Annotated in this window: 26 protein-coding genes; 15 read left to right on the forward strand and 11 right to left on the reverse strand. The window is 62.0% G+C overall.

Translation table 11 applies throughout. The features are described 5' to 3' along the window. Nucleotides 1-113 precede the first annotated feature (113 nt). Nucleotides 114-965: a right-handed parallel beta-helix repeat-containing protein gene (locus QQL28_RS23725; RefSeq protein WP_284269172.1), complete on the forward strand. Its 852-nt coding sequence runs from the start codon at nt 114-116 to the stop codon at nt 963-965. Nucleotides 966-1,713: 748 nt separating this feature from the next. On the opposite strand, the gene QQL28_RS23730 is transcribed toward QQL28_RS23725, so the two are convergent. Continuing rightward, nucleotides 1,714-2,784 carry an AI-2E family transporter gene (locus QQL28_RS23730; RefSeq protein WP_284269173.1) on the reverse strand — a complete coding sequence of 357 codons (1,071 nt, stop codon included), beginning with the start codon at nt 2,782-2,784 and terminating at the stop codon, nt 1,714-1,716. A 263-nt stretch (nt 2,785-3,047) separates the two neighbouring features. Here QQL28_RS23730 and QQL28_RS23735 point away from each other — a divergent pair, with 263 nt between their 5' ends. From QQL28_RS23735 to QQL28_RS23755, 5 genes are all read left to right on the forward strand, one after another. Continuing rightward, nucleotides 3,048-3,272: a hypothetical protein gene (locus tag QQL28_RS23735; RefSeq protein ID WP_284269174.1), complete on the forward strand. Its 225-nt coding sequence runs from the start codon at nt 3,048-3,050 to the stop codon at nt 3,270-3,272. Nucleotides 3,273-3,515: 243 nt separating this feature from the next. Next, on the forward strand, nt 3,516-4,262 hold the full coding sequence (locus QQL28_RS23740; protein WP_284269176.1) for an outer membrane protein: 747 nt from the start codon (nt 3,516-3,518) through the stop codon (nt 4,260-4,262). Between the two features lie 134 nt (nt 4,263-4,396). After that, the gene (locus QQL28_RS23745) at nt 4,397-4,555 is read left to right on the forward strand and encodes a hypothetical protein (protein WP_284269433.1); all 159 of its coding nucleotides are present in this window, start codon (nt 4,397-4,399) and stop codon (nt 4,553-4,555) included. Between the two features lie 102 nt (nt 4,556-4,657). Next, on the forward strand, nt 4,658-4,798 hold the full coding sequence (locus tag QQL28_RS23750; RefSeq protein WP_284269178.1) for a hypothetical protein: 141 nt from the start codon (nt 4,658-4,660) through the stop codon (nt 4,796-4,798). Nucleotides 4,799-4,889: 91 nt separating this feature from the next. Next, entirely contained in the window at nt 4,890-5,192 is a 303-nt protein-coding gene (locus QQL28_RS23755) for a hypothetical protein (protein WP_283035490.1), read from the forward strand. Between the two features lie 262 nt (nt 5,193-5,454). Here QQL28_RS23755 and QQL28_RS23760 read toward each other — a convergent pair whose 3' ends face one another. From QQL28_RS23760 to QQL28_RS23770, 3 genes are all read right to left on the reverse strand, one after another. Beyond that, nucleotides 5,455-5,673 carry a hypothetical protein gene (locus QQL28_RS23760; protein WP_284269181.1) on the reverse strand — a complete coding sequence of 73 codons (219 nt, stop codon included), beginning with the start codon at nt 5,671-5,673 and terminating at the stop codon, nt 5,455-5,457. A gap of 322 nt (nt 5,674-5,995) precedes the next feature. Continuing rightward, on the reverse strand, nt 5,996-6,292 hold the full coding sequence (locus tag QQL28_RS23765) for a hypothetical protein (protein WP_284269183.1): 297 nt from the start codon (nt 6,290-6,292) through the stop codon (nt 5,996-5,998). A 123-nt stretch (nt 6,293-6,415) separates the two neighbouring features. Next, nucleotides 6,416-6,568 (reverse strand): hypothetical protein, encoded by a 153-nt coding sequence (locus QQL28_RS23770; RefSeq protein ID WP_284269185.1) that lies wholly within the window; start codon nt 6,566-6,568, stop codon nt 6,416-6,418. 202 nt (nt 6,569-6,770) lie between these two features. Here QQL28_RS23770 and QQL28_RS23775 point away from each other — a divergent pair, with 202 nt between their 5' ends. From QQL28_RS23775 to QQL28_RS23815, 9 genes are all read left to right on the forward strand, one after another. Continuing rightward, on the forward strand, nt 6,771-7,358 hold the full coding sequence (locus QQL28_RS23775) for a formyltransferase family protein (protein ID WP_284269187.1): 588 nt from the start codon (nt 6,771-6,773) through the stop codon (nt 7,356-7,358). Between the two features lie 186 nt (nt 7,359-7,544). Next, on the forward strand, nt 7,545-7,895 hold the full coding sequence (locus tag QQL28_RS23780; RefSeq protein WP_284269188.1) for a hypothetical protein: 351 nt from the start codon (nt 7,545-7,547) through the stop codon (nt 7,893-7,895). Further along, entirely contained in the window at nt 7,840-8,385 is a 546-nt protein-coding gene (locus tag QQL28_RS23785; RefSeq protein WP_284269189.1) for a hypothetical protein, read from the forward strand. Before QQL28_RS23780 ends, QQL28_RS23785 begins: the two co-directional genes overlap by 56 nt. 198 nt (nt 8,386-8,583) lie before the next feature. Continuing rightward, the gene (locus QQL28_RS23790) at nt 8,584-9,456 is read left to right on the forward strand and encodes a DMT family transporter (protein ID WP_284269421.1); all 873 of its coding nucleotides are present in this window, start codon (nt 8,584-8,586) and stop codon (nt 9,454-9,456) included. 193 nt (nt 9,457-9,649) lie between these two features. Then, entirely contained in the window at nt 9,650-11,098 is a 1,449-nt protein-coding gene (locus QQL28_RS23795) for a caspase family protein (protein ID WP_284269191.1), read from the forward strand. 530 nt (nt 11,099-11,628) lie between these two features. Further along, nucleotides 11,629-12,309, forward strand: a complete 681-nt coding sequence (locus QQL28_RS23800; protein WP_284269192.1) for a transposase — start codon at nt 11,629-11,631, stop codon at nt 12,307-12,309. Nucleotides 12,310-12,370: 61 nt separating this feature from the next. After that, on the forward strand, nt 12,371-14,035 hold the full coding sequence (locus QQL28_RS23805; RefSeq protein WP_284269194.1) for a polymorphic toxin type 37 domain-containing protein: 1,665 nt from the start codon (nt 12,371-12,373) through the stop codon (nt 14,033-14,035). 20 nt (nt 14,036-14,055) lie between these two features. Further along, nucleotides 14,056-14,337 (forward strand): hypothetical protein, encoded by a 282-nt coding sequence (locus tag QQL28_RS23810; RefSeq protein ID WP_284269196.1) that lies wholly within the window; start codon nt 14,056-14,058, stop codon nt 14,335-14,337. Between the two features lie 264 nt (nt 14,338-14,601). Beyond that, entirely contained in the window at nt 14,602-14,976 is a 375-nt protein-coding gene (locus tag QQL28_RS23815) for a hypothetical protein (RefSeq protein WP_284269198.1), read from the forward strand. Nucleotides 14,977-15,233: 257 nt separating this feature from the next. On the opposite strand, the gene QQL28_RS23820 is transcribed toward QQL28_RS23815, so the two are convergent. The 7 genes from QQL28_RS23820 to QQL28_RS23850 all read right to left on the reverse strand — a co-directional run bounded on the left by QQL28_RS23820 (nt 15,234) and on the right by QQL28_RS23850 (nt 19,474). Then, nucleotides 15,234-15,473, reverse strand: coding sequence for a BrnA antitoxin family protein (locus tag QQL28_RS23820; RefSeq protein ID WP_284269200.1), 240 nt, complete (start codon nt 15,471-15,473; stop codon nt 15,234-15,236). 3 nt (nt 15,474-15,476) lie between these two features. Beyond that, nucleotides 15,477-16,454, reverse strand: coding sequence for a cysteine synthase A (gene cysK / locus QQL28_RS23825; RefSeq protein ID WP_284269201.1), 978 nt, complete (start codon nt 16,452-16,454; stop codon nt 15,477-15,479). Nucleotides 16,455-16,886: 432 nt separating this feature from the next. Next, the gene (locus QQL28_RS23830; RefSeq protein WP_284269203.1) at nt 16,887-17,237 is read right to left on the reverse strand and encodes a hypothetical protein; all 351 of its coding nucleotides are present in this window, start codon (nt 17,235-17,237) and stop codon (nt 16,887-16,889) included. 91 nt (nt 17,238-17,328) lie between these two features. After that, nucleotides 17,329-17,703: a hypothetical protein gene (locus QQL28_RS23835; protein ID WP_284269205.1), complete on the reverse strand. Its 375-nt coding sequence runs from the start codon at nt 17,701-17,703 to the stop codon at nt 17,329-17,331. A gap of 21 nt (nt 17,704-17,724) precedes the next feature. Next, nucleotides 17,725-18,045: a hypothetical protein gene (locus tag QQL28_RS23840; RefSeq protein ID WP_284269207.1), complete on the reverse strand. Its 321-nt coding sequence runs from the start codon at nt 18,043-18,045 to the stop codon at nt 17,725-17,727. A gap of 214 nt (nt 18,046-18,259) precedes the next feature. Beyond that, complete coding sequence (locus QQL28_RS23845; protein WP_284269209.1) at nt 18,260-18,382, reverse strand: hypothetical protein; 123 nt, start codon at nt 18,380-18,382, stop codon at nt 18,260-18,262. 45 nt (nt 18,383-18,427) lie between these two features. After that, the gene (locus tag QQL28_RS23850; protein ID WP_284269423.1) at nt 18,428-19,474 is read right to left on the reverse strand and encodes a SphA family protein; all 1,047 of its coding nucleotides are present in this window, start codon (nt 19,472-19,474) and stop codon (nt 18,428-18,430) included. Between the last annotated feature and the right edge of the window lie 268 nt (nt 19,475-19,742).

Here is a 19,742-nt window from a genome sequence, read left to right on the forward strand (position 1 = left end):
CAGAAAACGGCCCGACCATCCCGCTCGAATGGCAATTCAAAACGCCATTCAATACTGAGCGCGTTTTTCAGCGACAGCTGAGCAGCAGTTTTTGAAAAGAATAGGAGTACCTCATGCGACGTGTTGGCTTATTAGCATTGGCCATCGGAATTCTCGTCCCCCTTCTCGCATCTGCTCCCGCCCACGCCCAGGCGACCAGGACCTGGGTTTCGGGAGTTGGCGACGACGCCAACCCGTGCAGCCGCACTGCTCCCTGCAAGACCTTCGCCGGCGCAATCTCGAAGACGGCTGCCGCTGGCGAGATCAACTGTCTTGATCCCGGCGGCTTCGGCGCGGTCACGATCACAAAGGCAATCACCATCGATTGCGAGACCGGAACCGCCGGCGTCCTCGTCTCAGGCACCAACGCCATCGTTATCAGTACAGCCAGCTCAACCGACGCCGTGGTCCTCAGAGGACTTCTCATTGATGGCCTGGGAACCGGTCTTGTCGGCGTCCTCTTCCTCAGCGGCGGCTCGCTGATTATCGAGAACTGCATCATCATGAACTTCAGAGGCAGCCCAGGCCTTGGGGTTCAGTTCAACCCAAATACCGTCGCGACGTTCTTGATCAAGAACTCGCTCGTGACCAACAACGGCAGTTCCGCTAGCGGCGGCGGCGGCGTTCAGGTCAACACGTCCGGAGGATCCGTGAGGGCTACGATCGACCACGTGACTATTGAAAGAAACCAGGTCGGCATGGCAGGCCTCGGGACTTCGAACACGCAGGTCAACGAGAGCATGATTTCCAACAACGCCAGCGTCGGCGTTGTTCAGGGCTCACCAGCCACAGTTAAGATTGGCCGGTCGGTCATCGTGAACAATGCCGGTGCGTCGACTCAAGGCAGCGTGCTGTCGTATCTCGACAACCAGGTCAGCAACAACAACCCCGACGTCGTCATGAGCAGTGCAGGCGGATATAAGTAGAGACGATCGACGGCGCCGCCGGGAACGGCTTTTTTTTAAGCCTGGCGGCGCAACTTTTTCAATGGTCGATTACGGCTCACTTGGCCATCTCGGTCGTACCACGGAATCGATTGCCAACGCCGCACCGGCGCGCCGTTTGTCCAGCAATCTTCCTGCGTTCATAGACGTTGCTGTCGGCGTCATCGCGGACACAAGTTGCCCGGCTCCCGTCAGATCAATGTTCGAGCGGTCGCAAACATGCCTCGGTTGAGATTATCGAGACCGACTTCCGTTTCGGCCTCCAACGCCTGTTCATGTGGGGTTCACGCCCTCGGAGGCACTCTTGCCGCGCATGGAGATTGCCCAATGATTGTTACTGTTCTCGCAGCCGCGCTAGCCATGGGTCAGGCCATTCCGGTCGCCGTCAATTCCCGACCTTCAATCCATCAGGTTCAGTATGGTGTCCCGAGACACCCACCCCCGTGTGGGAACGGCTGGGACCTGAGCGCCCGCGATGGCCTTTGCTACCCGAACGGCTATCTGGCGCCCCAGGAGCAGGACGCCTACTATCGCCGGGGATACGGCGACGGCGGTTATCCTCGCTATCGAAACGGCAGATACGCGGTGCCGTGTGGCAGCGATGGCGTAGACCTCGATATCCGTGACGGCCGTTGCTATCCGACAGGCACGGTACCCCGTCGATTTCAGGATAGGCCCGAAAATTACTATAGGTAGTAACGGGGCTCATCCGCGGGTTGAGACTCTTGCCTCACTCCTCGTCCGCCCGATCCGTCCTGATCCACGCCATCGCCAATTCCCACGCCACCGACAGCACGATCGGCCCGATGAAGAGGCCGACGATGCCGTGGGCGAGCGTGCCGCCGATCACGCCGACGAAGATCACGATGGTCGGCGTGTTGAGCCCGCGCCCCATCACCAGCGGCTTCAACATGGTGTCGATGAAGCCGACGAGGACGAGGAACACGGTGAGCAGCAGCGCCGTCGTGACGTCCTTTGCGGTCCAGATCCAGATGATCACGGGCAGGATGACGAGGAAGGCGCCGATCTGCACGATCGACAGCAGCAGCACGATGAACGCGAGCAGGCCGGCGCTCGGCACGCTCGCGAGCTTGAAGCCGACGCCGGCGAGCAACGCCTGAACGATCGCAACGCCGATCACCCCTTGCGACACGGCGCGGATGGTCGCGCCCGCGAGCTCCAGGAAATGCTCGCTCTGCTCCGGCACGATGCGGAACAGAAAGCCACGGCCGGCGGCGACCAGCCGCGGCCCGTGGGGAAACAGGAAGCCGGCGACGAAGACCGAGACGAGAAACTGCAGCGTCCCGACGCTGGCATCGCCGGCGAGCGACAGCAGCGGCCCCGCCAGCGGCTGAAGATACGGCGCCACCTCGCGCAGCACCGCGCGGATGTTGTTGTAGGCCTGCTCCCAGAGCTCATAGAGCTGCGGGCCGATGATCGGCCAGGACTTGATCTGCTCCGGGGCCGACTGAAGCGCGAGGTCGCCGGTGCCGAGCTGGCGCGCGAGCTCCCTCGCCCCCTCGACCGCACTCAGCCCCAACCAGGTCGCGGGCCCGATCACGATGCCGAGCGTCATCAAGGTGAGGATGATTGCCGCCGTCCTGGGACGGCCGCCAAGCAGCTTGGCGAGCCAGCTGAAGGCCGGATAGAACGCGACCGCCAGCACGGCGCTCCAGGTCAGGATCGGCACGAAGGGCCGGATGATGACGAACGTCCAGATGATCAGGAGCGCGAGCAGACCGAGCCGGATCAGAAGCTGGACAATGTCCTCTCCCGTCAGCAACTGGCGGAGGGTTTTCACGGGCGCAGCTTTCCTTGCGACATCAACGCGACTTCCGGCGCCATCGACCGCCGCGATTGGCACGCGGGGCAGGCCCTCGCCTTATTGCCAGCCACGGATCGGGCGTCAAGGCGACCTGGCTACGCGGCATCGCTTCGAAAAAGCCCCAACTCAGAGCCGGATTTGCCTAACCGCCGTTAACCGGATTTGCGCCGATCGATTTACGCGAGAGCAAGCGCTCAAAACCTACACTGGCGCCGTCACCTCAAACGCGTTGCATTGCCATGGCCAATACCGTCTGGACGATCGAAGAATTCTCCTGCCCGAGCTGCAGCATGAACTACACCGCGACCAGAGAAGAGCATGAGGCCAGGCACACCGGCAGTTTCAAGTGCAGCGTCTGCAACGCGGTGGTCCACACCTGGTCCGGCAATCATCATTTCTTCGGGTGGGAGCCGATCAAGGCGAAACCGCCCGTGTTCGGCCGGCGCTGGGCCGGCGTGCGCTGATAGGCGCGATCATCGCCATCCGCCGACACCCCACTGAGCCTCACATTGATGGCCCGACGCGCCAGCCCGTTTGGCGGCGCAGCTAACAGTATGTTGATACCGCTTCTGTGACCTCACGGTTACAGCCGCCGCGCAGCCTGCTGGATACGGTCGGTCACGAGAGGACCTTTCCCCACGCATTGGCGTGACTCCGCTCGCTCGCGCCGGACCGGCGCTGAGGTCAATTTGAAGGACGAAACTTCCATGAAGATCAAAACACTTTCCAGCGTCATTGCGCTTGCCATCTCGATGGCCACCTCGGCGATGGCGGCCGACGTGTCTTTGCCCTACAAGGCGGCGCCCGCGGTCCCGACCTTCTCCTGGACCGGATGCTATCTCGGCGGCAATGGCGGCGGCGGTCGCGGCATGAACGAGCAACAGCCCATTACCAGCTTCTCCTTCAATACCAATCACGACAGCGGATGGATGGCCGGCGTGCAGGGCGGCTGCGACTATCAGGTCGGCTCGCTGGTGGTCGGCGTCGAAGGCCAGTTCGACTGGGCCGACATGAAGGACACGACGGTGACGCTCCCGGCCGGCGGCGGCGGTGTCGGCTTCCTGCTGACGACCAAGCTCGATCGCATGGCCACCGCCACCGCCCGCGTCGGCTACGCATTCGATCGCGTGCTGTTCTACGCCAAGGGCGGTGCCGCGTTTGCCCATTTCAACCACACCATGACCCAGACCGATTTCGCGGGCACCTCGGTCGACTTCATCGGTTCGAGGAACGTGGCGGGATTCGTGGTCGGCGGCGGCATCGAATATGCGCTGCTCCAGAATGTCTCGCTGAAGGCCGAGTATAATTATTTCGACTTCGGCAGGAACGGCTACACGCTGAACTGCACCAACAATCCCGGTTGCGCGGCGCTCCCGATGTTTCCGGTCGAGCTGCGCCAGAACATGCAAACCTTCATGCTCGGCGTGAACTGGCGCTTCAACACCGGTCACTGATCAAGGTATTGATCAGCGATACGCGACGCCCCGGGTCCGGAACTGCCGGGCCCGGCATGCTCGCTGGTCTTCCCTGCAACGGATGATGGGGAACCTTGCGCGGTCGAGCGGCTTGTCAGGTTGCAATGAGCACCATGGCAAACCTACTCGCGCGCAAGCAGGAGCTGCTGGAGCGGCTCAAGGGCGATCCGGGCCCGCATGAGCGCGATCAAATCGAACTCCTCATCGAGCAGGTCGACACCGCGCTCAATCTGCTCGAGGACAGTGGCCAGGACCGTAGCGACGGGCCCTGAAGGCCCCCTTACGCGTTACGGACCTGTTCCCGCGGAACGAAATCCCCAGGCGGCCTGTTGAGATGGCGGGCCGATCACGGAAGCTTTGCAAGGGGCCAGTGGATGTCGAATGATCCCAACCGACGCAAGCGCCCCAGCGAATTCTCGATGGACGACTTCTTCCTGTTCGTCCTGTCGAGCAGCTTCTGCCTGCTGGTCGTCGCAATCAGCCTCTTGATCCGGATGCCGCCGGGCCACCAGTGACGGTGACGCCAATTCGCGCGGCGCCGTTTGCAGTCCATTCACCCCTGAGCGGTTAGATCGGGTGCCGTTTGCCCCTTCGCCGTAGGCCGCCATGCCGGATCTCAATGCCGTCCTCGCCAAGCTCAACGATCGCCTGCTCAGGCTCGAGGGCGAGCTGTTCGTGCTGCGCTCGCTGGCGCGGGCGACGCTCACGGCCGGCGACGATCACGCGGCACGCATGCGCAAGCTGGTTGAAGCGGCGAAGGTCGCGCTCGACGATGAGGCGCTGCGGCCTCTCGACAAGCCGACCAGGAAGTACGTCGAGGCTGCGAGCGCGATGGTCGATGAACTCCTGGTCGAGCCGACCAAGGCGCGGCCGCTGTTCACGGTGATCGACGGCGGCAAGGCCGATTGAGCTTGGCCTGCGCGACGGCCGCAGCCGGATTGGGGGTCTTCAGGCGACGATCGACGGGACGCCCATGTAACACGCTTCGATGATGCCATCATGCCGGTGATTTGCCCGACGCGTCAAGTTATTTCGTAAAATCCGCAATACCTCACGCCAGCGGCCACTGGCTCCTTTGCATGGGGTTGTTTTCGATATTTTGTGCGGACCCCATTGGCGCTCCCCGGCATGCCGAGCTTGTCCGGCCGCGAGATTGAACCGTCCCCGCGCGTCAGGCCTCGGCCGGATTGGGCGATTTCAGCCGGCTCAGTCCGGCCTCGATGATCGCGATCTCCTTGTCGACCTGCCCGATCGGCAGGCTGAAATCGTAGCCGGAGCGGCTCTTCAGATCGACCGCGAGCCGCTGGCGGTGCATCATCAGCGCGTCGAGGCCACGGCGATTCTTCAGCCTGACATAGGTATCGACGATCTGCTCAATCGCGCTCGGCATCCGGTAATTCCAGGAAGGAACGGGCCGCGCCGGGTTTGCACACCGGCGGGCCAACTCTTGTGTCGCGGTACGCAATACAAATCCGCGACAGATTCGTCGATACGCCAGGCCGGTTGAGAACCCGTTACTGCCCTGCTCGTCCGGCGCTCTTTTGCGCGATGACGCGGACATGAAAAGGCCGCTGGCAATATCACCAGCGGCCGGCCGGGTTCGAAAATGGATGCGAGATGAAACGTCTGCCAGCCCCGGGCAAGACGTATCCTAAATGCGGACCGGCGCATCGGTCTGTCTGAAACAGAACATATGAACTTCAAAATCCCGACTACTCAACCTCGACGCAGAAATAGGTCCGCGGCAGCTTGCGATAGGCGGAATACCGGTAGAACGGCCGGTACGCGTAGCCGCGCCGAAGCGCCGGCGGCTCCTCGCCGTAATAGGCCCCATGATAGAAATTATAGACCGGCCCCAGATTGCAGCGATATTCGCTCCACGCCGGTCCGATGCGTGGCGCCACGCCGATCTCCGGCGGGATCGCCGGCCACAGTTCGCCTGCGCGCGCAGGCGGCGCGAGCGCGGCGGCAGCAACGACGATGGAGGCGATGATGCATGCGCTTCGCATTCGGCAACTCCGAGAAGGCCGAGGGCCTGACGCATGGAAGCACGCGCGCCGCAGGCGGCGCAATGGCGGAGATGCCAGGATGTGACGACCTCGGACGCGAGCGCGACCGAAGCGCGCCGGCTGTCACTTGTCCTGAGCGTGCATCAGGAACGAACCGACCAGGCCGATCAGGCCGCAGGCCAGCAGGACATACTGCAGCACGGCCAGCGCCTGGCTCGGCGCCTCGGTCGCGCTGGTGATTTCATAGATGAGCAGCGCCGACGCAATTCCGCTCATCAGCATCAATCTCGGCCATTTCGACACGGCGATCCCCCGTTCGCGTTGCACGGGTCGTTGGACGCGACGAACGGACAGCCGGTTCGACAGGCTTGCGTCCCGCGCATTGTTGATAACCGGCGCAAAGGGCTCGCGGGGGGTGACAGGGCCTTATGGCGTGTTATCCGGAGGTGACCCAGCCCCGAGACGGAACCGAGACCCCATGCGCATCACCTTGATCGGCTCCCGCCATTTCGGCGTGACCACCCTGAACATGCTCCGGGAGCACAGCGTAGACATCGCGCGGGTCGTGGTCGCCGATAATGAGGACCGTCTCGCCGCAACCGCCCGCGCGGCCGGCATCGAGGTGGTGGTCCAGGCCAATCCAAAGCTGGTGGCCGCCTCCGAGATCGCGCCGAACACCGACCTGATCATCACCGCGCACAGCCATGCCCGCGTCTCCCGGGAGGCGCTCGCCGTCTCGAGGCTTGGTGGCGTCGGCTACCACCCGTCGCTGCTGCCGCGTCACCGCGGCAAGGCCGCCGTGGAGTGGACCATCAAGGAGGGCGACCCGATCGCCGGCGGCACGATCTACCACCTCGCCGACCGCATGGACGCAGGCGCGATCGCCGCCCAGGACTGGTGCTTCGTCAAGAAGGGCGAGACGGCACGTGATCTTTGGGAGCGGGCGCTGGCCCCGCTCGGCCTGAAGCTGCTTGCGGAAGTCATCGACTACATCAAGGTCCACAAAACGCTGCCGGCGAAGGTGCAGGATGAGCAGTTCGCGACCGCCGCGCCGAGCCTGTCGTAGGTGGCCGCCGACGATTCATCCTTAACGTCGCGAATCGGGCCGATTTCGCGCGAAAAAAGGGTTGGGAGCAGGCAAATAAACCATTGTTTCCACAGGAACAATTTTCGCTTTGGCGATGCAGCAAATTTCTGTCACATTTCCCCCGAATAAGCGTCAGCATCTCAGACATAGGCAGGACAGAAATTCATGCGTTTTGATCGCATTGCGTTGATTTTTACCGCCGCGATTGCCACCGGCTCGCTCGCGGCACCCGCGTTCGCCCAAAACCCCTATGACGGCAACTGGCAGGTCACCATCGTGACCAAGAGCGGCTCCTGCGAGCCGACCGCAAGCTCCATGCTGACGGTTTCCGACGGTCACATCACGGCGCCCGGCGCTAACGTTTCCGGCACCATCGGCCGCGAGGGTCTTGTGAAAGTTTCGATCAATGGTGCATATGCCAACGGTCAACTTAACGGCAACGCCGGATCGGGAAAGTGGAATGGAGCATCTGGAGGCATACCGTGCAGCGGGCGGTGGGAAGCATCGCGCCAATAAGCCAACCGAGGCTCGGGTCATGAACCGGCGGCTGCTCGTTGCGGCCGCCGTTTTGTTTGCGGCCTCGGTCGCAAATACGGAAAGCAAGGCGCAGTCCGGCCCGTTCGCCGCCCTCGCCGGCAACTGGAGCGGCGGCGGCACCGTCACCCTCGACGACGGATCGACTGAGCGCATTCGTTGCCGTGCCAAGTATGCGCCCACAGGTCCCGCCATGGAGATGGTGCTGACCTGCGCCAGCGACGCCTACAAGTTCAACCTTTCCGCCAGTGTCCGCGCAGAAGGCAATGCCATCACCGGCAGCTGGACCGAGGCCAGCCGCAACATCAGCGGCGTCATTCAGGGCCACGGCGGCGGCGCAAGCTTCGAGGTGGTCGCCGCGACCGCCGGCTTCAATGCCAATATCGCGCTGCGCACCAGCGGCAGCAAGCAAACGGTCACGATGCGGGCCGACAGCCAGTTCCGCGGCGCCAACATCGCGCTGTCGCGCTAACTTCGATCTGTTTTCGACAAGCGATCCGGCCACCCCGCCGGATCGTTTTTTTATGCCTTGCCGCATCGCCTAGCTGGGCATGGCATCCTTCCCGCGCAGCCGTGCAACGCTGCATCCACAGATTTGGCCGTTGCAAACGCGCGCCCGGTCGCCGATACCGGCCTGCCCTCTCACATCCCCTCTCCTGCTTCCGCGCCGATGAGCATCACCCCGTCCAAACCGATGGCCGCGCTGTGGATGGCCGGTTGGCTGTCACTGACGCTGGTCATGGCGGTCGCCGGACGCGAGGCCGCGCGGCAGATGAACGTCTTCCAGCTCATGGAAGTGCGCTCGCTGATCGGTCTCGTCCTGCTCTATCCGATCATCTATCGCGCCGGCGGCTTTGCGACGCTCAAGACCGTTCGCCTGCCCCAGCACATCGTGCGCAACCTGATCCACTACGTCTCGCAACTCGGCTGGTTCTTCGCGCTGACGCTGATCCCGATCGGCCAGGTGGTGGCGATCGAGTTCACCATGCCGATCTGGACCGCGATCCTGGCTGCAAGCTTCCTGTCCGAACGCATGACGCCGTGGAAGATTGCCGCCATCGTGCTTGGCCTCGTCGGCGTGATCATCATCGTCCGTCCCGCCACTGGCGAGATCGATCCCGGCCAGTTGATCGCGCTCGGCGCCGCCATGGGTTTTGGCGTGTCGATGGTGCTGGTGAAGTCGCTGGCGCACACCGAGAGCGCGCTATCGATCCTCTTCTGGATGATTGTCGTGCAGGCGGTCACGGGCTTCTTTCCGGCGCTCTATGTCTGGGCCTGGCCGCCGACCTATCTCTGGGGCTGGGTGATGGTGGTCGCCATCTGCGGCACATTTGCACATTACTGCCTCGCCAGCGCGATGCGCTACGCCGACGCCACCGTCGTCGTGCCGATGGATTTCCTGCGGGTTCCCCTGACGGCGACCGCCGGCTGGCTCTTGTATTCGGAACGGCTCGACGCTTGGACGGTCTTCGGCGCTGTGCTGATCCTCTTGGGCAATCTTCTGAATTTGAAGCCGACACAGGTTCCGGCCCGGGCGCGGTGAACCAATTCGAGACTGCCCGCGACCAATCCGGGTAGCAAAGCGTGATCTGGATCACGCTGAAGGGGCGGCCTCGCGGGCCATCCTCGGCTATCGGCAAGGGTTGGGCACTGTGGGTGCTGACGCGCGGCGTTTTCGTGTAAGTTCAGGCCCATCTCGTGCTGCTTCGAATTCGATTCTGTTGGGGGGATTTCAGATGCGCTACCTCACCATCCTTCTTTCCCTGATCTGCATGGCGTTGTCGGTCAGCGCCGCGAAGGCCGACCGTCGAGTCGCCTTCGTGGTCGGCAACGGCGCCTACAAGAACGTCGCGCAATTGCCGAATCCGCCGATCGACGCCAAGGCGATGGCGGCGACGCTGCGCAACGTCGGCTTCGAGGTGATCGAAGGGTCCAACCTCAGTCGCGACCAGATGACGGAAAAGCTGCTGGACTTCGGCCGCAAGGCGCAGGGCTCCGACATCGCGGTGTTCTATTACGCCGGCCACGGCATTGCGGTCGGCGGCACCAACTACCTGCTGCCGGTCGATGCCGACATCAAGTCTGAGATGGACGTCAAGCTCGGCGCCGCCATCAACATCGACCTGACGCTCGACCAGACCATGGGCGATGCCAAGGTCAAGCTGGTGTTCCTCGACGCCTGCCGCGACAATCCCTTTGCCGCCAAGATCAAGTCGAACTCTGCCACCCGCAGCGTCAACGTGCAGAGCGGCCTTGCCGAGATGAAGTCCGGTGAAGGAACGCTGATCGCGTTCGCCACCGGGCCCGGCCAGACCGCGCTGGACGGCCAGGAGGGCAACAACAGCCCGTTCACCCGCGCGCTGATCGACAACATCACCAAGCCCGGCATGGAGATCCAGCAGGCGATGACGTCGGTGCGCGCCCAGGTCAACGAGGAGACCCACAAGGGTCAGCTTCCCTGGGGCCACACCAACCTGATCGGCGCTGTCTACCTCAATCCGTCGCAGCAGGGCCAGCAGGTGGCCAACGCGGCGCCGACAGCGACGGGCCCGGCCCCGGCCGCAGCAAGCGGCAATACCGATGCGGCCAATGTCGAGCTCGAGTACTGGCGCTCGGTGAAGGAATCCAACAAACCGGAAGAGCTCAACGCTTATCTGTCCGCCTATCCGAACGGCCAGTTCAAGGCCCTGGCGCTGGCGCGGCTGGCGGCCATCAAGAGCGGACCGTCGACGACAACCCGCAACCTCAATGCCGGCGTCGATCCCGCGACCTTCACGGACGAGGCGACCCAGCTCACCGAGGACCAGGTCGGGCTCGACAAGGGCACGCGCCGCGATGTGCAGCGTCGACTGACCGCGCTTGGTTTCGACACCAAGGTGACCGGGGTGTTCGATGATGGGACCCGCAGCGTGATCAAGCGCTGGCAGGCCGCGCGCGGCTATCCGGACTCCGGCTACTTCAATAAGCTCCAGCACAAGGCGCTGCTCTCCGAGATCGTGGCGACGACCGCCCCGACGGCCAGTAGCGGCAACTCCAGCCAGCAGCCTCCTCGTCGCGCGCCCAGCAACACTGCCAGCGCGCCTGCTCCCGCACCCGTCCAGCGCAGCGGCGGCGGAGACGCCGCCGGCGCAGCCTTCATCGGCGGTGTCATGGGCGGCGTGGTCGGCGGCATGTTGCGCCGGTAAGACGCAGCGCACGACCAAATAAAAAAGCCCGGCTCGCGCCGGGCTTTTTCTTTCTCGCGTCCCCTCTTCGCAGAGCCGCTCTGCTGCGGAGCGGCTTGTTGCGGAGTTTGGGTCCAGGCCGCGATGGCGCCGGAGCGAGGAGCGCTGCCAAGCAAATTCTGAAAAACAACCCCATGCAAAGGCGAAGAACCGCGCGCGGCACGTTTACTGATTTTACGAATTCGTTTGACGCGTCGGGCAAATCAGGGGTAAAAGATCATCATCGGATACTGCGCGGAGGCGTCGGGTTGCGCCGGTGATGGGTCGCGCTTCGCTCTGTCCAAGCCGCAACCGTTGGCGAGCCCATCTCCACATCGTTACTGCGAACGCAGTGAAGCAATCCGGTCTGTCTCCGCGTAAAGATTCTGGATTGCTTCGCTGCGCTCGCAATGACGAAGTGAGGGCGGCTTCCAAATCTCAGGCCGAATTGGGAGAATTACGGTGACAGTGCATTGAATTGACAGCCTGCTCTCTCGCATGCATGCTGCGGCATGGCCCGTCTCGCCCGTGTCGTCATCCCCGGTTATCCGCACCACGTCACCCAGCGCGGCAACGGCCGGGCTCGCACGTTCTTTGGCGATGACGACTATGCGCTCTATCGCGACCTGCTTGCGGCGAATTGCAAAGCCGCCGGCGTCGAGGTGTGGGCGTGGTGCCTGATGCCGAACCACGTGCATCTCGTCCTGGTTCCCTCTGATCCCGACGGACTGCGCCGCGCCCTCGCGCGCGTGCATCGGTCCTATGCCGGCACGATCCAGGCGCGGCGCAAACGCACCGGGCATTTCTGGCAAGGGCGGTTCGGCGCGGTTGCCATGGACGAAGAACATCTGGCGGCGGCGCTGCGCTACGTGTCGCTCAACCCGGTGCGGGCCCGGCTGGTGCAGCGCGCGCAGGATTGGCGTTGGTCGAGCACGCGCGCGCATCTGCGCGGCAAGGACGACGGGGTGACCGAGCTGGCGCCGGTCAGGGACCGCTTCCCACGCTTCGCCGATCTGCTCGACGAGGAGCCAGAGGCCGACCTGTTCGCCCAGCTACGCGCAGCCGAGAGCATCGGCCGGCCGCTCGGAAGCGACCGCTTCATCGCCCGCCTCGAGCGATTGACCGGGCGCCCCCTCAAGCCCGCCAAGCGTGGACCGAAGCCTCAGAGCGACCACGACGGCAATGGCGAGTAATTTTGTGCACTGTCACCGTAATTCTTATACTTACGAGAATACGACGAGCCGGCTCAAGTCGGTGCTCGACGCGCTGGGCCAGACCAAGCAGTACGGCTATGCACAGGACAACCTGCTGACGAGCATCGTCTATTTGAATGCGGTGAACACGACGCCCAACGTCTCCTTCACCTACGATCCCTACTTCACGCGCCGAACGTCGATGATCGACGGAACCGGCACTACGACATACGCATACGTTCCCGTCGGAAGCCCCGGCGCTCTCCAATTGCAGCAGGAGAGTGGGGCTCTTGCCAACAGCGCGATCGCTTACAGCTATGATGCGCTCGGGCGGCGCGCGGCGCGCAACGTCGCGGGCGCTGGCGCGGAGACCTTTGGTTACGATTCGATCGGACGGCTGACAAGCCACACCAGCGATCTCGGCGCGTTCACGCTAAGCTACCTTGGGCAGACCAGCCAGATCACACTGCGGCAACTGGCAAGCAGCACCCTCTCAACAACTTTGAGCTATCTTCCGAACAGTGAAGACCGACGCCTTTCCAGCATCGCCAATACAGGGCTGACTTCGGGGCAATTCTCGACTTACGGCTACTCAACAACGCCGGAGAACTTCACCAGCGCCATCAGTGAGACCAGTGACAGCGGGGCGGTCTATCCGAGTGCGCTGACACAGACCGCGAGCTACAACAATCTCAATCAGCTCACTGACCTCTCTGGACAGGCCCTCACCTTCGATGCCGATGGCAATCTGCTGTCGGACGGGCAGCGCAACTACAGTTGGGACGCCGAGAACCGGTTGATCGGCATTGCCTATCTCGGGCAATCGGGCAAGCAGACGGCTTTCACTTACGATGGCTTGAGCCGGCGTACCGCGATCACGAGTACGCCTGCCGGGGGAAGCGCGACAACAACCTCCTATCTGTGGTGCGGAAGCGCTATTTGTCAGGCCCGCAATGCGAGCAACACTTCTACGCGTGGATACTACGCCGAAGGCGAATTCGTTCCAGGGACGCCTGTGCAGTTCTTTTACTACGGACTGGACCAGATTGGCACGGCAAGGCGGGTGTTCGCTAGCACCAGCAGCGCACCTGCTTATGGCTACGATCCTTATGGCCGCGCCCTGCAAAGCACAACACCGCTCACCGACTTCAACTACGCAGGCATGTTCTACAATGCCGAAAGCGGGCTTTATCTCACACAATATCGCGCCTATGATCCAGCCGCTGGCCGATGGTTGACCCGCGATCCTGCAGGAGAAAGCACAGACTCAACAGCCAATCTTTACGGCTACGTCGAGGGAGATCCCATCGGACATAGGGATCCCCAAGGTCTGACTGGCGGAACGATTGCGATCGGGGTCGAGATCGGCAGTGGAGCCGGACCGGTAGGGGCAATCGTTGGTGGCATCGTCGGGGCTGCGTTGGGCGCGGCCGCGATCTACGCTGCGAGACCAGCACCTGAAAATGCCAACGATCCCAATGGACCGAAGGCTCCTGGCAAGCCTGGCGAGGCTGAAGGATTTTCTGATCCCAAAGACGGTGAGACGTGGGTACCAAATCCAAATCCCGGCCAGGGAGGTAGCAAGTATGGATGGCAGGACAACAAGGGGCGGGTGTGGTGTCCAACTGGACCAGCCCGCCGAGCTCACGGCGGGCCACACTGGGATGTTCAGCTACCGGGAGGCGGCTACGTGAATGTCCGCCCAGGACAGAATATCAATGACTAGTAGGGCCAATGATGAAAATCGTGATAAAGGAACCGGTGCCATTCTTTTCGGACGGTGATGAGGACTGCTTCTTCCACTGGCTGAAATCCATCGACGCGGTGAAGGACTTTGTCGGAGGTCCCAGGGGCCTCGAGGTCACGCTGACAGACCCCGTCGATGACCCGAGTCTTCGGGAACTGATTGGGCTGTTGACCAGATACGGTCTCGACATGAAATGGCTGCGGAATCTTCGCACTGAGCAGAACGAAGGATGGTTCGCGAGCGAGAAGATGTATTGGCACGAATCGGTGTTCAAGGATTGAACTGCATCACAATCGCAGTCTGCGCCGCCGACAATGACGTCGTATCCATGGTGCAGCATCTACCAAGCCCGCCACGCAAGCAACGCTCCGACACGCGGTTACTGCATTGAAGGCGAGTTTCCGCTAGGTGGTATCGCGCAACCCTATTACGACAGGCCAGACCATTGGCTCGCGTTGCGCGGTCAACATTTTGGGGATTGGAGGCGAGTCTCAGAAAGAGGTTTTGCAGATACTGAACAACTTTAGAATTGGAGGGAAATAAAGATGAATCGCCGAGAGCTGATTGCGCGTCTCGGGCCTGGAGATCTGTTTCATGCGGCGTTTCCGAACGGGGCGGTGCGGATTTGCATTGTGACATCGATTGAGGATGCCGGTCTCTTTGCGAAGTCGATAACAACCCAGGAGGCATATTCCTTCGATCGCATGACTGGCGCTGGCGCCCCTGCCAAGGATGGTGCCGTTTGTACGATCGATTCCATCCATCCACTTCCGACTGAAATCCGTTGCTGTCTTCGAGAAATCGACCAACGCAATGCGACGCGGCGCGGTCTCGACGCGTTGCGCCTGAGTGACGCGGAACAGCGAGCACTTCTGGATGCGGGGTCGCTGTTCGAGAAGCATCCACTGCCCGCCGCTTGAGACGTTTAGTTGCGATCTGATCGGCCGGTTGACGAACCACGTAATTACGGTGACAAAGCTGGACTGCACCCCTAACTAAAGTGAGACACGCTAATTGCGGTGACAGGCATTTCGAGGATAACCTGTGGCATGGCTCGTCTCGCCCGTGTCGTCATCCCCGCCACGTCACCCAGCGCGGCAACGGCCGCGCGCGCACGTTCTTCGAGGACAGCGATTAAAGCGCGCTCCTCAAGGGTGAGGAGCGAAGCCTCAAAGCGTTACTTCCCCGCGGCCTTGCGCAGCGCCTCGTTGATGCGGTCCTGCCAGCCGGGGCCACCTTGCTGAAAAAATTCCAGCACGTCCTGATCGATCCGTAAGCTGACCTGCTCCTTGATGCCGGGCGCCACGTTCTTCTTCGGCGGGGCCTCGGCGACCTTGGCAGTCACTTTCTTGAACGCGGCTTCGGCCTCCGTCCTCGCATCGCCCAGGGTCCGCGGCCGCCTCGGTTGATCCGCCATGTGCTAAATTCCCTCAAACAGAGCAGTCGAAAGATAGCGCTCGGAGAACGACGGCACCACCGCCAGGATGGTTTTTCCCGCAGCTTCCGGCCGCTTGCCGATCTGGAGCGCGGCTGCAATCGCCGCTCCCGAGGAGATGCCGCCCGGGATGCCCTCATGCCGCGCCAGTGCACGCGAGGTTTCGATCGCGGTCGTCGAGTTGACCTTCACGATCTCGTCGATCACCGAGCGATCGAGAATGTCGGGAATGAAGCCCGCGCCGATACCCTGGATCTTGTGCGGGGTGTGCTGACCGCCAGACAGAACCGGGCTCTCCTCCGGCTCGACGGCCACGACCCGCAGGGACGGCTTGCGGGGCTTGAGGACCTGGCCGACGCCTGTGATGGTGCCGCCGGTGCCGACGCCGGCGACGAAGAAATCGATATTGCCGCCGGTATCGTTCCAGATCTCCTCCGCGGTCGTGCGGCGGTGCACCTCGGGATTGGCGAGGTTCTTGAATTGCTGCGGCATCACCGAGTTCGGCGTCGTCTTCAACAGTTCTTCTGCGGCCGCGATCGCACCTTTCATGCCCTGGGCTGCCGGCGTCAGCACCAGCTCGGCGCCCAGAAAGGCGAGCATCTTGCGCCGCTCGATCGACATCGATTCCGGCATCACGAGCTTGAGCCGGTAGCCGCGCGAGGCGGCAACGAAGGCGAGCGCGATGCCGGTATTGCCCGAGGTCGGCTCGATCAGCACAGTGTCCGGCTTGATGTGACCCGCCTTCTCCATGGCGATGATCATCGCCGCCCCGATGCGATCCTTCACGCTGGCGGCCGGGTTGAAATATTCGAGCTTGGCGAGGATGGTCGCGTTCACCCCTTGCAGGCCCGGCAGCCTGCGCAGCCGCACGATCGGCGTGTCGCCGAAAGCATCGACGATCGAGTCATAAACCCGGCCGCGGCCGGCAGAGTGCACTGCACTCGTGGTGGACGAAGCGTCCATGATCAACTCCCTGTGGCGACAATGTGCGGGTGAATCGCGGTCTAGTTCGGTTGGTGGCAGCGTGTGACGACACTCTAGCAACAATGCGACGCACGCCATATTCGCTGCGTCGCAAAATGCCTCTAACGTTAAATATCAGAAAATCCATGCATTGCGAGGATCTCTTTGTTTTCAACGGCTTCGCAAAAGCCCTTCAAACCACTTGATCGCCCTGGGCGCGGATCGCCGGCCGGACAAGCTGCGGCTGTCGGATCTGGGACCAGGCTTCCCTGCACGCCTGCGGCAGGCGCGGTGCGGACGTCCGGCCGGACTTCGACCAGGATGGGGTATCGGTAGCCTAGGAGCGATCAAGCGAAGCCGGACTTGAAAATCTGACAGGAGCGCTTGCGTGCGGCGGAGGCTCCGCTCCAGTCGTCGAGCGCGGCGGGCCGACTATCGTCTCCGACGCGCCGGCGGCAGGACCGCAGGAAGGTCGCGCTGCCAGATCGTGCCATTATCGAACTGGATGAGCATGCCATCCGGCGAATAGACCGCACTCTGGTTGAATGCATCGATCCAGATCCGGCTTGCCGGCCAGTACCAGTCAGGCCAGGCGCGAGACGGCTGTCCCGCCTCGGTCAAAACATTAAGTTCGGTCCCGTTCTGGGTAATTTGAGCCGGGAGATTTCCTCGGCACATCTGAACGCATTTATAGACGCCGGTGAGATTGAGCGCTTGGGCCGATAAAGTCGTCGGCGCAAGTGCGGTCGTCACCACGGCAATAACGAGCGCCACGCATTTCATACAAATCACTCCGTTCGTTCAAATCATTGGGCGGGCCCAAATACATGGGTTGCCAGGCAGAGCGAGCCGCGCTCTCGCGACGTGAGCCGGCTCACTTCGAATTTCGATCCTTGCCTGCTCCCCTCAGCCGCGTCGCCGTTGACGGCGATTTCACCCACTCAGCCATCTGGATGCAGGTGAGAAGATCGACATAGCTCTGGCTTCCGCCGCTCGTGGCTTCCACTTCGCAGCTGTTGCGAAGCGAACTGGGGGCAGCGCCCCAGACCGTATTGAGTTGCTGCTGTGCAGTCGTCTCGTCGCGCATGCAGTCGGCAAAGCTCTGTGGCAGCGCGATCCCATTTGCCTTGTCGTCAGCTGTGGTCGCCTTGCACATCGCTTCCACCTTCAATTCGGGGACGCGATCGGAGACGGGCACCACAAGCAACTGGCTTCCGAGGAGCGCTGCAGATACCGCCGCTATCATCATGTTGACCTCCTTCAGGCCCCGTCAAATGAACCATCTTGGAAATACCACCAGCGCCGCGTCAGAACCGACCTGTTGAGCCGGAGGCCCAGGCCAATCGGATCGCAGGTTGTACCTGTTGTTGGGATCAAATAAGTCTTGCCTGTGGGCAAACCCGCTCGCGCTGCGATCCGCGAGGGGAAGCTCGAACGAGTGGCTCACATCGCCCATCGCCGGGAATTCCCCGATCATGAGCCTTGCGAAATAGGCCCTCAGCAAACGGTCGAAAGTCGACTCTGCTTCGCTGACGTCGCGACCCTCAGCGCTGAGGTCTGCGGCAATCCCACCCAGTGCATGTTGTGCCATGGCCTGCCTCCTTGAAGCAGTACACCGCCCGGATGCCTCTCTTCCTCGCTGCCAGTAAGCGATAAGCCGCGATCGATCGTTTGATCCATCTCAAATGACCCGCGCTTTTCTGAATGGGACGCACAAACCGACCGCCCATAGGCGTCAGCCTTGATGAAGCGCGCAACAGGTGTTGCCGCTGGCCTCAAGAGAGACCGCTAGCTCGATGTAGGTACTACTTTGTGATCATCCGCTTCGGTGGCGCGGTCGGCATCGGCGGCACCAGCGAGATGGCGAACGTCACCCAGGCATTCCAGCCGTCCGGCCGGTTTTCTGCGGTCGCGCAGCTATTGGCCACCTTCGTCGCCGGCCACCATCCGAGACGTGTTGGCGCCGGCACTTTCTACTTCGTGAACCTCGGCCTTGAGGTCGTAGGCGGCGTTGGGGCCGCGGGCGAAAGATTGAACGTCAGCCAGAGGTTCCAGCCCGCCGGCCGATTTGCATTGGCGAATTCACCGTAAGCCTTCAAGTTGAGATATCCCTGCATGTCTCCGACCGGGAAAATGTAACCAACCTGCGGTCCAATGCCCTGCACCCGCGACCGGAAGCAGCCGACACGATCGCCAGAGCCACTGTCACAGCCGATCTCCTGATAAAGGTAACCCACGAGGCCGACCTGCCATTGCTTGGTCAGGAATTGCGACACGCCCCAGTCGAGGTGCATGTCGACGCCGCTCTGATATTGCGTGGAAGGGTTGACGAAGTTGTAGGTGAATCCCAGAACCGCCGAAGCTTCATGGCCGGTTTTTGGATCGAAATAGGTGTAGCCGGCGCCGGCATCGAGTGCCCAGTGCCCAAGTCCAATATTTGCGAGACGGGTCGACTGGTAGGCACCCACCGGGATGTCGCCGGTGACGTAGGTCGTGAAGTTGTTGGTGCCCGCGTTCCATTTCAGCTGGAACATGGGAAGCAAATCACCGAATGCCGTGAGCGAGCTGTTGATGCTGTCGAAGCGCGAGAATGAACCAGTGCCAAGCGGTGTCGCCAATTGTCCTGAGAGCGTTCCCGCGAGCGTGCTCGAGTTGGAGCCGTAGACTCCCAAGAGGCTGGCAGAGGCTTGAGCACCCAAAACCGGTGTCGCGAAGGTGTAGGTGCCTGCCACAAGGCCAAGATTCAAATTTGCATTGACGTTACCGGTGAAGCTGGCCGTCAGGTTCGCGGGAACTCGACCGATCTGGATCTCGCGTGCGCGCGCCACGTCGCCAGCGGCGGAAACCGAGTCATGCCAATAAATCGAGGTCACCGACCAGCCCGGGGCCTGCGCGGGCACAGCGGCCAGGCTGCCAAAGAACCCAGGTATCCAGAAGCTGACGCCGCCCTCATCGGCTTCGACAATCGTCGGTATTGATAGAGTGACCGCAAATGCAAGAGCGGTAAATGCCTTCGTCATTCGCATTGTGACCCCTCCCTGACCACGAGCTTCGCTCAGTGGGAGCGCCTAATATGATGCTGACAATATGACGACGTATGCGGGGCAGACCATAGCTTGACGTTACTCCAGGAAAACTTGGCATTCTGATGTAACAAAAAGGACACGCATATCGTTGTCTTACCGCTACCCGATACCGCAATTCCGGGAGTTTGCGGCAGCAGCTCTGCCTGATCACGCTGCGTAGATAAGGATATTTCCGCTGCCGATCCGTCATTCGATCGGTTGA

This window comes from Bradyrhizobium iriomotense (assembly GCF_030160715.1).
GTDB classification, from domain to species: Bacteria; Pseudomonadota; Alphaproteobacteria; order Rhizobiales; family Xanthobacteraceae; genus Bradyrhizobium; species Bradyrhizobium iriomotense.

What these genes read in the sequence shown, in the direction of transcription:
- QQL28_RS23725 (WP_284269172.1), top strand. Translation starts at nt 114, where the DNA reads ATGCGACGTGTTGGCTTATTAGCATTGGCCATCGGAATTCTCGTCCCC.
- QQL28_RS23735 (WP_284269174.1), top strand. Translation starts at nt 3,048, where the DNA reads ATGGCCAATACCGTCTGGACGATCGAAGAATTCTCCTGCCCGAGCTGC.
- QQL28_RS23740 (WP_284269176.1), top strand. Translation starts at nt 3,516, where the DNA reads ATGAAGATCAAAACACTTTCCAGCGTCATTGCGCTTGCCATCTCGATG.
- QQL28_RS23745 (WP_284269433.1), top strand. Translation starts at nt 4,397, where the DNA reads ATGGCAAACCTACTCGCGCGCAAGCAGGAGCTGCTGGAGCGGCTCAAG.
- QQL28_RS23750 (WP_284269178.1), top strand. Translation starts at nt 4,658, where the DNA reads ATGTCGAATGATCCCAACCGACGCAAGCGCCCCAGCGAATTCTCGATG.
- QQL28_RS23755 (WP_283035490.1), top strand. Translation starts at nt 4,890, where the DNA reads ATGCCGGATCTCAATGCCGTCCTCGCCAAGCTCAACGATCGCCTGCTC.
- QQL28_RS23760 (WP_284269181.1), bottom strand. Translation starts at nt 5,673, where the DNA reads ATGCCGAGCGCGATTGAGCAGATCGTCGATACCTATGTCAGGCTGAAG.
- QQL28_RS23765 (WP_284269183.1), bottom strand. Translation starts at nt 6,292, where the DNA reads ATGCGAAGCGCATGCATCATCGCCTCCATCGTCGTTGCTGCCGCCGCG.
- QQL28_RS23770 (WP_284269185.1), bottom strand. Translation starts at nt 6,568, where the DNA reads ATGAGCGGAATTGCGTCGGCGCTGCTCATCTATGAAATCACCAGCGCG.
- QQL28_RS23775 (WP_284269187.1), top strand. Translation starts at nt 6,771, where the DNA reads ATGCGCATCACCTTGATCGGCTCCCGCCATTTCGGCGTGACCACCCTG.
- QQL28_RS23780 (WP_284269188.1), top strand. Translation starts at nt 7,545, where the DNA reads ATGCGTTTTGATCGCATTGCGTTGATTTTTACCGCCGCGATTGCCACC.
- QQL28_RS23785 (WP_284269189.1), top strand. Translation starts at nt 7,840, where the DNA reads ATGGAGCATCTGGAGGCATACCGTGCAGCGGGCGGTGGGAAGCATCGC.
- QQL28_RS23790 (WP_284269421.1), top strand. Translation starts at nt 8,584, where the DNA reads ATGAGCATCACCCCGTCCAAACCGATGGCCGCGCTGTGGATGGCCGGT.
- QQL28_RS23795 (WP_284269191.1), top strand. Translation starts at nt 9,650, where the DNA reads ATGCGCTACCTCACCATCCTTCTTTCCCTGATCTGCATGGCGTTGTCG.
- QQL28_RS23800 (WP_284269192.1), top strand. Translation starts at nt 11,629, where the DNA reads ATGGCCCGTCTCGCCCGTGTCGTCATCCCCGGTTATCCGCACCACGTC.
- QQL28_RS23815 (WP_284269198.1), top strand. Translation starts at nt 14,602, where the DNA reads ATGAATCGCCGAGAGCTGATTGCGCGTCTCGGGCCTGGAGATCTGTTT.
- QQL28_RS23820 (WP_284269200.1), bottom strand. Translation starts at nt 15,473, where the DNA reads ATGGCGGATCAACCGAGGCGGCCGCGGACCCTGGGCGATGCGAGGACG.
- cysK (WP_284269201.1), bottom strand. Translation starts at nt 16,454, where the DNA reads ATGGACGCTTCGTCCACCACGAGTGCAGTGCACTCTGCCGGCCGCGGC.
- QQL28_RS23830 (WP_284269203.1), bottom strand. Translation starts at nt 17,237, where the DNA reads ATGAAATGCGTGGCGCTCGTTATTGCCGTGGTGACGACCGCACTTGCG.
- QQL28_RS23835 (WP_284269205.1), bottom strand. Translation starts at nt 17,703, where the DNA reads ATGATGATAGCGGCGGTATCTGCAGCGCTCCTCGGAAGCCAGTTGCTT.
- QQL28_RS23840 (WP_284269207.1), bottom strand. Translation starts at nt 18,045, where the DNA reads ATGGCACAACATGCACTGGGTGGGATTGCCGCAGACCTCAGCGCTGAG.
- QQL28_RS23850 (WP_284269423.1), bottom strand. Translation starts at nt 19,474, where the DNA reads ATGACGAAGGCATTTACCGCTCTTGCATTTGCGGTCACTCTATCAATA.